The 13,671-nt window shown below is 48.7% G+C and carries 5 protein-coding genes; 1 reads left to right on the forward strand and 4 read right to left on the reverse strand.

Annotated features, from left to right (window positions below; all coding sequences use genetic code 11):
• Window positions 1–121: 121 nt before the first annotated feature.
• The 4 genes from thrC to C7B77_RS29530 form a co-directional block, all read right to left on the reverse strand.
• Window positions 122–1,420: a threonine synthase gene (gene thrC / locus C7B77_RS01760; RefSeq protein ID WP_106299750.1), complete on the reverse strand. Its 1,299-nt coding sequence runs from the start codon at window positions 1,418–1,420 to the stop codon at window positions 122–124.
• 138 nt (window positions 1,421–1,558) lie between these two features.
• Window positions 1,559–2,896 (reverse strand): alpha/beta hydrolase family protein, encoded by a 1,338-nt coding sequence (locus C7B77_RS01765; RefSeq protein WP_181243668.1) that lies wholly within the window; start codon window positions 2,894–2,896, stop codon window positions 1,559–1,561.
• A 315-nt stretch (window positions 2,897–3,211) separates the two neighbouring features.
• Entirely contained in the window at window positions 3,212–4,669 is a 1,458-nt protein-coding gene (locus tag C7B77_RS01770; RefSeq protein ID WP_106299722.1) for a sugar transferase, read from the reverse strand.
• 637 nt (window positions 4,670–5,306) lie between these two features.
• Window positions 5,307–5,480, reverse strand: a complete 174-nt coding sequence (locus C7B77_RS29530; RefSeq protein WP_181243669.1) for a hypothetical protein — start codon at window positions 5,478–5,480, stop codon at window positions 5,307–5,309.
• 127 nt (window positions 5,481–5,607) lie between these two features.
• Here C7B77_RS29530 and C7B77_RS01780 point away from each other — a divergent pair, with 127 nt between their 5' ends.
• The gene (locus tag C7B77_RS01780; RefSeq protein ID WP_106299726.1) at window positions 5,608–13,449 is read left to right on the forward strand and encodes a type I polyketide synthase; all 7,842 of its coding nucleotides are present in this window, start codon (window positions 5,608–5,610) and stop codon (window positions 13,447–13,449) included.
• Window positions 13,450–13,671: the final 222 nt, after the last annotated feature.

Consider the following 13,671-nt stretch of genomic DNA (forward strand, 5'->3'; position numbering starts at 1 on the left):
GGAGTGGGGCGCGGGGAGCGGGGGAGTTAAATTTGACTGAGCAAGTATACCTTTCCCCTTTCCCCGTTAACCTTTCCCCCTGACTTTTGATGTCGATCGATCTGAAAAGATAATCTAGAATCTAGACTAAAACTTGTTGCCAATCGAGACGATCGAGTGTTTGGGAGCGTTCGAGGGCGCGCTCGAAGCTGTCTAATTTGGCTTCGATGGTGAAAGGTTCGCCGACGTAGCCTTGAACTGATTCTTGGGTCTTGAGGCCGTTACCTGTGATGTAAACTACGGTAGTTTCATCGGGGTTAATTTTACCTGCTTCGACGAGTTTTTTGAGGACGGCAATTGTCGTACCGCCAGCAGTTTCGGTGAAGATACCTTCAGTTTCGGCGAGAAGTTTCATGCCTTCGATGATTTCTTCATCGGTAACGGATTCGATATTACCGTTAGTTTTGCGTGCGAGTTCGAGTGCGTAGATGCCGTCTGCTGGGTTGCCGATGGCGATCGATTTGGCGATCGTGTTGGGCTTAACTGGAGTGACAAAATCGCGACCTTCGGCGTATGCTTGAGCGATCGGCGAACAACCTTCAGCCTGCGCGCCGCTGAAGCGAACTGGTTTATCTTCTACCAAGCCGACTTTGACAAATTCTTGGAAACCTTTGTGAATCTTGTTAAATAGGGAGCCAGACGCTAAGGGCGCGACGATGTGATCTGGCAATTGCCAGCCTAATTGTTCGGCAACTTCATAACCGAGAGTTTTGGAACCTTCGGAGTAGTAAGGGCGCAGGTTGATGTTGACAAATCCCCAACCGTATGTATTGGCAACTTCACAACACAGGCGGTTGACTTGATCGTAGTTACCTTGGACGGCCATGACAGTTGGGCCGTAAATTACCGTACCCAGTACTTTACCTGCTTCTAAGTCAGCGGGGATGAATACACAACAGTCCAATCCAGCATGAGCGGCGATCGCTGCGGTGGAGTTGGCTAAGTTACCAGTACTAGCGCAAGAAATAGTCGAGAAGCCGAATTCTTTAGCTTTGGAAAGTGCGACAGATACCACCCGATCCTTGAAGCTCAAGGTGGGCATGTTTACGGCGTCATTTTTGATGTAGAGATTTTTAAGGCCGAGGCGACGTGCCAACCGATTGGCTTTGAGTAAGGGAGTCATTCCGGTACCGACATCGACAATGTGCTCGTCGGGTACGGGCAAGAAATCTTTGTATCTCCAAATGGAGTGCGGGCCAGCTTTGATGCTGTCGCGAGTAACTTTGGTGCGGAGGTAATCGTAATCGTATTGAACTTCCAATGGCCCAAAGCAAAGTTCGCAAATGTGGGTGGCTTTGAGTTCGTACTCAGTGCCGCACTCTTTGCAGGCTAGTCCTTTGGCGGCAGTCGTTCTAGTGCTGTTTAAGGTTGCTTGGGTCATAGTGGAAGGTTGCGGCGATCGCCAATTCATCAACTTGTTGAAACCAACGATACCATGCCTCGATCGAGCCGTCAAACATATCCGACTATTTTAGTCGGGTATACAAGCTAAATATCGCAAGCTAGCCCTGACGATAGGCTAGTTTGATGAGAAATGATTCTCAAAAATTGCTTCGGGAAAAGGACTGCCAGACTTTCGGTGCTGGGGCTGTGCGGCTACGCCAGCGAGTAATGCTGACTCTTTGCCCTTTAATTGGCGATCGAAAAAAGCCACAGTATAGGCATTAATTATCTTCATCGCTCGCTCTGGTGAGATTTTGCCACCACCATTATCGATGCGCGATTTGAGTGGCGTATCCGAAAAATTGAAGTGAGCCGCATTTAATAGAGTCAGATTGTAACCACCATGCTGTTGAAACCATCGCTCTCGTTGCTGGAACCCCCACTCATCCGTGAGCTGAGAGCGGCGTCTGTTGCCATCTGGCGAATGAAGCTCGGCGGCTGTCGGACGCGGATAGTCAGAATTCATAAACAAGAATGGTTGTGTGGCACCCTGTTTTGCTACCGAGCCAAATAACAAGCCATCCATATTCATCCCCGCTTTGAGTCGCGGATCGACAGCACAAGCTTGAGCGGCAACTGCACCGCCAAATGAATGTCCGAAGATGCCGATGTTAGCCAGATCGAGGGTGCGGCGAGGGGGTGTATCGGTTGCTGGCAATTGCTGCAATCGAGTATCGATTTGCGATAATCGATCGATAACAAAACTCACATCTCTGGTTCTGAGGACGATTTGCTCCTCAGCCACGCGCAGAAACTTCGCCAAGGCTGCATCTGAAGAAGAGTAGTCGGCAGCGGGTAACGTGCTGTAGATGACTCTCCCATTCGGATAAATCGCCAGCGGCACCGCACAAGGATGTTCTAATCCAATGACGACAAATCCATGACTGGCTAGCTCTTGAGTCTGAAAGGTATTGTCTGTCTTGTAGCCGCTCCAAGAAGGACTATAAATCGCGACTGGATAAGGGGCATCCGCAGTTGCCAGCGGTGCATCGACAATGGCGTCGGTTTTAATCGAATTTAAATGACTGAATCTACCCGAGGGAAACAACCGGGGATCCTGGAGATAGGGTGCTTTCGTACCAGTGGTTTTGCTGGCTGGATACCAGACGCGCACGAATAATTCGCGATGGGATTTGGCATGAGGATCGCATAGTTCCATCCGAGATGAATCGACAAGATCGATCGAAGTCGTACCGACAGGATATTTTCCCGTAGGGACGGGCAAGACAAACAGGGGATACAAATAAGCAAATCCAGCCGAGGCAATTATGCCCAGCGCACCCAACCCAGCTACCGCGAGAAACACTAGTGACGATCGTCGGATTTTGAGCTGCATTAGCACCAACGATGATATTAATGCCACCAGGCTAGAAATTAAAGCTGGTAAAAGTTGCCAGCGATAGTTTCCCCTCATAGCATCTATCCCTATTGAGGCAAGTATTGCTACAGATAAAATAATTAGCACCCAATATTTAAATCTGTTCATCTACCAAAAATCCTCAAAATTTCTCGATCGCCGATCGTACCCACAACGTTGGTGCTGTTAGGTTTCGACTCGCAACCTAACATACGTACATTTTATCTGCCTTCGCTAAAAACCCAAAAATAATTAATGCGATCGAGCTAACTCGATCGCACCAGTAAGAGATAGTTATCAATTATCTGTCTTGTCTTGACGCACACAAACGGGAGGAAACCTCCAGAGCGCGCGCCGCAATTATCAATTAACTTAATAAGATCCCTTTTTACATAAAACCACATTAATGGTTTGCAGTAATATTTTTAAATCCAGAGCCAAAGACCATTGCAGAATATAAACCATATCCCAATAAAAAATCTCATCAGAATCGCTGCTAGTACGACCTTTAACTTGCCACAAGCCAGTAATGCCAGGTAAGACTTCATAGCGGAGAAAACGGTTGCGAGAAAAATCTTGCATATTTTCTAGAGAACGCTCGTAGTCGCGGATTGGTAGGGGTCGGGGGCCGACTAAACTCATTTGGCCTTGCAAAACATTAATCAATTGTGGTAGCTCGTCGAGGCTATATTTACGCAAGAATTTACCGAGCTTGGTGATCCGAGGATCTTCCTTGATTTTAAATAGCACCCCACCTTTAACTTCGTTTTGAGCTTCTAGTTCCTTTTGAAGTTCGCTGGCATTCTCGACCATCGTTCGGAATTTCCACACCTTGAAGTGATTGCCTTTCAATCCAACTCGATTCTGACGATAAAAAATCGGCCCTGGCGATGTTTTCTTAATCGCGATCGCGATCGCCAATAATATTGGTGAGATGACGATCGAAATTACAGTCGAAGCAACCATGTCGAAGATTCGCTTCATCCAAAAATTAATGCCAAAAATCGGTAAAGATTTAAAGCGACTCGTGGGAATCTCTTCGATCATTTTAGTTTCAGCAACTCGCTGTGGCAACTGAATTTCAGTCGGAATCATCCGGAGATGAATTCCGGCTGCTTTTAAACTCCAAAATAAAATAATTTGATTGTCGATCGAGTCCTGGGTGCAAATAAAGACTTCACTAATTTGACGAGAACAAATCTGATGGATAATTTGCTCTAATTGAGTCTGCGTGTCCCAGATAGATAAGTCGATGACGCTATCGATTCTAAATTGTTGAGAGCGAGCGAGCAGCTTTCTGACAGTATCGATATCCTGTCGATTACCAATTAAGACAACTGGCTGCTGAAAAATTGGATTGTGCTTGCGAATCTGGACGATCGCGAGATCGAGTAAAAATCTGGCTCCACCAATAAAGAGAAAATTGAGCACCCATGCAATCAAAAATACCGATCGAGATACCCACAAACCTGGCTGATAGAAAAAAGCAGCAATTAAAACAATTAGTTGCGCCAGTGTCAGCGATTTGAGTAATTTTGAAAATCGATGCAGCTTGTCATCAGTTCCATAAAATCCTGAAGCTGCCAGCGTGCCAATACTAATTGCCAAAATGGGAATCATCGGATCGGCAATATGTACCCCCACCACTGGGGTACCAATCCGCTCGGATATCGTCCACGATGCAAACAGCATCATCGTATCCAATCCGATTAAAACGATCGATTGAAGTGCGAGTGATGAATTTTGCCACCGAACGGCTAGGTTTGTCGCTCTAATATCTTCTGCTTGCAACGGATTTCCGATGATGCCAGATTTTTTGAGATCGGTCATACGATCGCTCCGAGAGTAATATATAAATTTAAATAAAAAGACCTGCGATCGAGATCACATAGATCGAGTGATATTGATTTTTCGTTTTTCTGTGTGTGAGTATTTATAGATTCCGCTATGATAAATCAGACACAATGTCACTAATCATTTAACTTTAGATGTGGCTACAATATCCCAAAAAGTATATTACCTCTTTTCATTTGATGCAAGTATCGGGAACTCACTTCGGAGCCGCTACCGATAACAAAATTCAGTCATCTGGCTGTTGAAAGTTAATCGACACTGAAGAAAAATTAAATATATACATTAGATTATGAGCGTATTATTTAGCCGTAAATTTAACTATCGATCTAGATAGCCACCCTCACTTACGAACGCGCTATTTTTACGAACTAGAAGCTTTTGATAAATGGACAGTAAGATGTGAATTAAATTTAAGTTCGATTGGGAAAAATGAGTGCTTGTAAATATCGATACAACCGATATTGGTGTGAATGTCGTTACTATTACTAAAATAAATATCGCGATCGAGTATCAAATATAGCCTAATGCTTTATCATAGCTACCAGTTTTCCGATCTATTTCTTTTGAGAATAGCAATATTTTGGATAAATGGAAGCTCATCGATCGATTGAAATTAGATCGTACTCGCGCAATTGAGACCGATCGATCTAGCGGCAGCAACAGTCAAAAATACGCCCAATTGCTGTTTTGAGAAGATTGGTGAGCCAGATCGCCATGCCGTCAATACGGAGATTGTAAAATACCAAATTACGCTCAATTGCTGTTTTTGTTCGATGAAGGCAAACACAGAGGATATAGTTGATGAACCATTACTCTGGCTCGATCGACAATGGATCGAATCGCCATCTCGATCTCGATCGACGTTTTAACATGACCGACCAAAATTGACAAATCATGACAGGGATTAGCAAGTTATGAATCAGCCTTTAGCGACCGCAAGTAGCGTCTCGATCGTCATTCCCACTTACAATAGCAGTGCATTTTTGCCAGCCGCGATCGAGAGTGTCTTGGCGCAAACTTATCGAGATGGCGAGATCGAGATTGTGGTCGTCGATGATGGTTCGACTGACGATATCAAAGCTGTGTGCGATCGCTATCCTACGGTCGAGTACGTTTACCAGACCAACCAGGGTTTGCCAGGAGCGCGGAATAAAGGGATTGAGGTCAGTTGCGGTAGCTTGCTGATTTTTCTCGATAGTGATGATTGCTTGCTCCCTGATGCAGTCGAGATCGGGGTCGATTGTCTCCAAGCACATCCCGAAGCTGGCTTTGTTTTTGGTAGATACGTATTTAAAGCGATTAATCCCGACGGCTCGTATACCATCCAAAAACTCTTTGAGGAGCCGCCATCGATCGCCAGTTATGCGACGATTTTAGCAGCTCGACACAATATCCAGTGCGCTACGGCGATCTGTCGGCGCGAAGCGATCGAGTCTGTGGGGAGATTCGCACCCCAGCAGGAAGACATGAATTTATTCCTGAGCATCGCACGGCAGTACCCGATTTTCTTTCACGATCGGGTGGTATCCGAATATCGCTATCACGGCGGCAACGAGTCGAGTAAATCCGCCAAAATGTTGCGGCAAACGATAGATACCCATAGCTTGGAATTGAATTATGTTCAGCAACAGCAGGAATCGGCACCGGAGCTAAAAACTGCTTACGAATGCGGACGCACTGCGTGGATAAAATTTTATGGCGATCGCATTTTGTACGAAATCATCAGATCGGCGCAGGCTGGTGAGCGCGATGGATCGAAACATGCGGCCAATGAAGCACTAGAAAAGCTCCAACTAATTTTGAGCTACGATCCGCAGGTAATATCGATCGATCGTGAGGCTTATGAAGCCGCAACTGAGGCTTTATATTTACAATTAGCCCCTCAAACTTCACTAGCTGACTGGCGCAAGCAGTTGACAATCGCGCCATCATCTGACGATCTATCGCGGTTGCTGCAAGATCGTCTGGTTCGGGCATATCCCCAATCGAAATGCCTCCATCACCTATTTGAGGAGCAAGTCGAACGCACGCCAGATGCAGTTGCGGTGGTATTTAACGATCGGCAACTTACCTATCGAGCGTTGAACGATCGCGCCAATCGATTGGCGCACCAACTGATCGCCCTCAAAGTCGAGCCAGAAGTACTAGTCGGTTTGAGTGTCGCGCGATCGCTAGAGACGATCGTCGGGATTTTGGGGATTCTCAAAGCTGGCGGTGCCTATGTACCGCTGGATCCAGCTTACCCTGCCGAACGATTGGCATATATGTTGGCAGATTCCCAAGTCCCAGTCTTGGTGACGACGACAGATTTAGCCGGATCTTTTAGCGACTATTCGGGCGCGTTGGTGTGTTTGGATGGGTTGCAGCCAGCAGCCACGGCAGACACTCAGCCGAACCCCAGCATCCCAGTAACGCCAGATCATCTTATTTATATTATTTACACCTCTGGCTCGACAGGTAAACCCAAAGGCGTGATGGTAACTCATGCCAATGTCGGACGCTTGTTTGCGGCAACTCAGGACTGGTACCAGTTTGACAATCTGGATGTCTGGACGATGTTCCATTCTTATGCTTTTGACTTTTCTGTTTGGGAGTTGTGGGGAGCTTTAATCTACGGCGGCAAGTTGGTAGTCGTGCCATTTGAGGTGAGTAGATCGCCGCAAGAATTTTACGAGTTATTAGCGCGAGAACGAATCACCATTCTCAATCAGACGCCTTCGGCGTTCCGGCAATTGCTGCGGGTAGCGACTGATGCGCCAGCTAATCTGGAACTGAGCTTGCGATCGGTCATTTTTGGCGGCGAAGCACTCGATCTTCAGAGCTTGAAGCCGTGGTTTGCCAAGTATGGGGACAAAGTGCCGCAGCTAGTGAATATGTACGGGATTACCGAAACCACCGTACATGTCACCTATCGCCCGATCGCGCTGGAGGACTTGACTAGCGGGAGCGTTATCGGTTGTCCGATTCCCGATTTGGAATTATACATCCTGGATGCCGATCGTCAGCCAGTAGCGATTGGGGTAGCTGGTGAAATGTATATCGGTGGAGCTGGTGTCGCCCGAGGTTATTTAAATCGTCCCGAACTCACCGCCGAGCGTTTTATTGCCAATTCGCTAAATGTGGAAGGTACGGGGAAATTATATCGAACTGGGGATTTGGCGCGGTATTTGCCCAATGGTGATATCGAGTATTTGGGACGGATCGATAATCAGGTCAAGATTCGGGGGTTTCGGATCGAATTGGGCGAAATTGAAGCCGCCATTACTCAAAACGAGCGAGTGCGCGAAGCGGTAGTTATCGTCCGCGAAGACGAACCTGGCGATGTGCGGTTGGTGGCTTATGTGGTGCCTGCGGGTACCCAGTCGATCGATATTGCCGAACTCAGAGCCAGTCTCAAGCAACAGTTACCCGATTATATGGTGCCCGCTACCTGCGTCAGCTTGGCGGCAATGCCCTTAACGCCCAATGGTAAAATCGATCGCAAGGCATTACCCGCACCCACGGCAGCTAATCTCGGCGCGCGGCAGAGCTTTGTCGCCGCGCGCACGGCTACTGAGGCGATCTTGACCGAAATTTGGCAAGAAATTCTCCGACTCGAATCCGTCGGGGTTGAGGATAACTTTTTCGATCTGGGTGGCAATTCCTTACTAGGAATCAAAGCGATCGAGCGGATGAGATCGCGGTGCGATTTCAAAGTATCTGTCGTCAAACTCTACCAGTATCCGACGATTCGATCGATGGCGGATTATCTCGCCACCGAGATTGCCGCGCCACCGACTCAATTCGTTGCTAAAGAGCCGAGCGCAACTCCCGTGACAACTAATAGTGTCGCCGTCATCGGCATGGTGGGTAGATTTCCTGGTGCCGATAGTATCGCCGAATTATGGGAAAATTTGTGCGCTGGCAAGGAATCAGTCACCTGGTTTGAGGCAGATGAACTCGATCCGAGTATCGATCCAGCCGCGATCGCCGATCCGAATTACGTGCGCGCCAAAGGCGTCCTCGCTGGAGCCGAATTATTCGATGCTAGCTTCTTTGGGATCGGTGCTAGAGAAGCCGAAATGATGGATCCGCAAGCGCGGATTTTTCTGGAACTAGCCTCAGCAGCCCTAGAAACGGTGGGGTATCCGGCAGTTGCGGATAATAAAATCGGCGTATACGCTGGTGCAGCAGACAATACTTATTTTGAAAAGCATTTAAGTTGCCAGCGGGAGATTCTCGATCGGTTTGGCGAATTCCAAACGCATCTAGTTAACGATCGCGATTATTTGACTACCCGCACTTCATATAAATTAAATCTCCAAGGCCCTAGTATCAATATTAGTACCGCCTGTTCCACCTCATTGGTAGCGATTATTCAAGCTTATCAGGGGTTATTGAACGGTCAGTGCGATCTGGCTTTGGCTGGCGGCGTGGCAATTACTACGCCTCAAAATCAAGGCTATTTACATGAAGAGGGCAGTATTTTTACGCCCGATGGTCATTGTCGTCCGTTCGATGCCAATGCGCAGGGGACATTGTTTAATAATGGGGCGGGGATTGTCGTCCTCAAACGGTTGGATGAGGCGATCGCGGATGGCGATCGAATTTATACCGTCATCAAAGGCGTGGGCATGAATAATGATGGTGCCGATAAGGTCAGTTTTATGGCACCGAGCATCAGCGGTCAGATGGGAGCCATTCTCCAAGCCCAACAAGCCGCAGGCGTCCACCCAGAGACGATTTCTTATATCGAAGCGCACGGTACGGCGACAGCTCTAGGCGATCCGATCGAAGTCGAAGCTCTCACCCAAGCATTTCGGACGAATACTCCAGCCAAGCAATTTTGTGGTATCGGTTCGATCAAGAGTAATTTGGGTCACCTCACCGCCGCCGCTGGCGTCGCCGGATTTATCAAAACAGTCCTGGCACTTTACCACCGCCAAATCCCACCCAGCATTAATTACGACAGGCCAAATCCGCACATCGATTTTGCCAATAGTCCCTTTTATGTCAACGACAAATTAGTTGACTGGCACTCTCAGGGCGATACGCCGCGTCGTGCGGGGGTCAGTTCCTTTGGCGGCGGCGGTACCAATGCCCACGTCATCCTAGAAGAACCGCCCCAACAGCCGCAATCTAGTCCTTCTCGTCCGTATCAGCTACTCTTACTCTCCGCCAAAACTGAAACCGCACTAGAGCGCGCCACCAGCAATCTCCAGCAACATTTACAACAACATCCAGACCTCAATTTGGCCGATGTTGCCTTTACCCTCCAACAAGGACGCAAAACATACGCTCATCGGCGATTCTTCGTCTGCCAACCTGGGGCAGATCTGGCGATCGTATCGCCACCCGCGATCGCTACTCGTCACAGTACCATCACTCCTGAAGTAGTATTTTTATTTTCCGGACAAGGTACGCAATACGTGCAAATGGGCGCAGATTTGTACGATCGCGAACCAGTATTTCGGCAAGCGATCGATACTTGTGCGGAGATTTTAGAGCCGATTTTGGGTGTGGATCTGCGCCAAATCCTGTATCCAAGCGCGGCACAGCTCGCCGCGAGTACTGAATTATTGGGTCAAACTCGCTACACTCAACCCGCCTTATTCGCGATCGAATACGCATTGGCGCAATTGTGGCAGAGCTGGGGAGTTAAGCCAGCAGCGGCAATCGGACATAGTATCGGCGAATTTGTCGCGGCTTGCTTGGCTGGCGTCTTTTCCCTGGCTGACGTGCTCGAACTCGTGGCAATGCGGGGTAAATTGATGTGGGAGTTACCCGCCGGATCGATGCTCTCGGTGCGCTTGCCAGCCGCCGAAATTGAGCCAAGACTACCCGCAGACATCGCGATCGCCGCAATTAATGGGCCGAATATCTGTGTCGTCTCTGGCTCCACGCCTGCGATCGAACGCTTGCAGCAAGAACTCGAAGCACAAGAAATAGTTTGTAAACTGCTACATACGTCTCATGCCTTCCATTCGCCGATGATGGAATCGATCGTCGTACCCTTCGCCGAGCTGGTAGCCGCAATCCGGCTGTCGCCGCCGCAAATGCCCTTTATTTCGTGCGTTACTGGCGACTGGATTACCGCCAAGCAAGCAATCGATCCGCAATATTGGGCAAATCACTTACGCCAACCCGTCCAATTTGCTGAAGGTGTCCGCAAACTGTGGCAACAACAGCAAAGTTATGTTTTATTGGAAGTCGGGCCACGCCAAACGCTGACAGTGCTAGCCAGACAGCAGATAACCGATCGTCAACACCAAATCGCGATCGCCTCATTGGGAAATACATCCGCAGATTGCGCCGACTGGCAAAATATCCTCCCCGCCATCGGCCAACTGTGGTTGGCTGGAGTTCAGATCGATTGGTCGCAATTTTATTGCCAGGAAACTCGCCAGCGCGTACCATTGCCCACCTATCCACTCGATCGCCAGAAATACTGGATCGATCCGCCACCTCACGCTCGCACTCCCGTTCTGCCAGTTAGTGCCCAGCCCATTATTCAACCCGCAGATCTTCTCAATAACGCCCCTATGCCAACAGCGCAACTGCTCTCACTCATTCCCGAACCGCGTGACGTGCGGCTGCTGCCGACGATCGCCGCAGTCTTTAAAGATACCACTGGGGTAGAGATCGGTACCGACGATCGGCAGGTGACATTCTTAGAGCTAGGTTTAGATTCGCTGTCTTTGACTCAGGTGGCTCTGAGTCTCAAGAAAAAATTCCAAGTTAAAGTAACTTTTCGGCAATTATTAGAAGACTGCTCGACGCTGGCGACCCTAGCCCGCTCGATCGATCTCCAGTTGCCTCCAGATGCTTTCCCCGCCCCAGTTAGTGCCGCTACCACGCCCGACCTCGCGCCGCCAACTTCGGTCGTTTCTAGCCCGATTGCGCCCGCTCCTACACCCACACCTGCGGTCGCCTTTACACCTACGACTACCATCGTCGCCCCACTGAATGCGACTGCCGACTCCAGCCAAGCGGCGATCGCCGCAGTGGTGCAGCAGCAACTCCAAATCATGGCACGGCAATTAGAATTGCTGGGGGGAAATGCGGCTACTTCCATGCTGCAAGCTTCGGCACCATTAGTTACTAGCACGATCGTGGAATCGATCGAACCAGCGACTCCAGTAACAATTTCGCCATCATCAAACAGCAATGGTAATGGTAATGGCGCGCATACTAACGGCAAAGTTCCGCCCTCACCTGCTCCAAATCCCCCAACCCTCGCCGCCGCTGGCCCATCGCCCGGTGCGAAAATTAGTAAAAAGATCGATACTAGCCTCTCGCCCCAACAACAAACGGCACTAGCCGGAATTATCGATCGCTATGTTGCTAAAACTAAAGAATCTAAGCGACAAGCCCAAGCACATCGCCGTTATTTAGCAGATCCGCGCACCGTATCGGGATTTTCGCCGTTGCTCAAAGAAATGGTTTATCCGATCGTCACCGATCGCGCTCAAGGCTCGCGCTTGTGGGATGAAGATGGTAACGAATACATCGATCTGACCAACGGTTTCGGGCTAAATTTCTTCGGTTGGTCGCCAGATTTTATCACTAATGCCATTAAAGCACAGCTCGACAAAGGCATGGCGATCGGCCCCCAAACGCCACTAGCCGGGAAAGTTGCTGCCAAGATCGCTCAATTTACCGGAATGGAGCGAGTCGCTTTTTGCAATACTGGTTCCGAAGCGGTGATGGCAGCATTGCGGATCGCGCGCACGGTGACGGGCAAAGATCTCGTCGCGATCTTCTCCGGCTCCTATCATGGCACATTCGATGAAGTCTTATTCCGCGCTGGCCCCAATCTCAAAACCTTCCCCTCAGCACCTGGGGTGATGGCTTCGGCATTAGAAAATATCTTAGTGTTAGATTACGACAGCCCCAAGTCACTAGAAATCATCGCCGAATATGCCGATCGATTGGCGGCAGTAGTTGTCGAACCAGTTCAAAGTCGCCATCCTCAACTCCAACCCCAAGCCTTCCTCCACGAACTGCGATCGCTCACAGCACGATCGGAAATCGCCTTAATTATCGATGAGGTAATTACCGGATTCCGAGTCGCTCCTGGCGGTGCTCAAGAACACTTTGGCGTCAAAGCCGATATTGCCACCTATGGTAAAGTCGTCGGCGGCGGAATGCCGATCGGGATTTTAACTGGCAATTCCAAATATATGGATGCCTTAGATGGTGGCTTCTGGCAATTTGGCGATCGATCGATTCCCGAAATCGGCGTCACCTTCTTTGCAGGCACCTTCGTCCGCCATCCCCTCGCATTAGCCGCCGTCGAAGCCACTTTAAACCAACTCGAAGCAGGCGGTGCCAAACTTCAGCAATCTTTAAATACTAAAACTCAACAAATAGTCGATCGACTCACCGCACATTTTGAATTAGTGGGCGCGCGGATTAAAATCGAACATTTTAGTTCGTTGTTTTATCTAATCTTCGACTCGACCGAAAATTATGGCGGGTTGCTATTTTATCTATTACGCGAAAAGGGGATTCATATCTGGGAAAATCGACCTTGCTTTTTAACACTCGCCCATAGCGACGAGGAGATCGAAACTATAATTTGGGCATTCCAAATATGTATCGCCGAACTCCAATCGTTGGGATTTTTATCTAGTTCCGAGCGCGCGATCGCGATTAACAGCAATTTGCCACCCCAACCCGGTGCCAAATTGGGTAAAGATCGCAACGGAAATCCAGCTTGGTTCGTCACCGATCCGCAACAAAATGGTAAATATTTACAGATCGGTGCAGCGTAATGGGTAATGGGTAATGGGTAATGGGTAAGGGGTAATGGGTAATGAGTAATGAGTAAGGGGTAATGGGTAATGGGTAATGCTATTTAATCCAAAAGATTGGGAGAGCCGATTATCTTCTTTCTTTCTTTCTCTCTCTGCGCCCTCTGCGCCTCTGCGGTTAAAAAACTCTTTAGCGATCGATAACTAAGCTCTAAATAAGTCGAAACTTAATAAATCTTTTAT

It is taken from the genome of Chamaesiphon polymorphus CCALA 037, from assembly GCF_003003845.1.
Taxonomy (GTDB): domain Bacteria; phylum Cyanobacteriota; class Cyanobacteriia; order Cyanobacteriales; family Chamaesiphonaceae; genus Chamaesiphon; species Chamaesiphon polymorphus.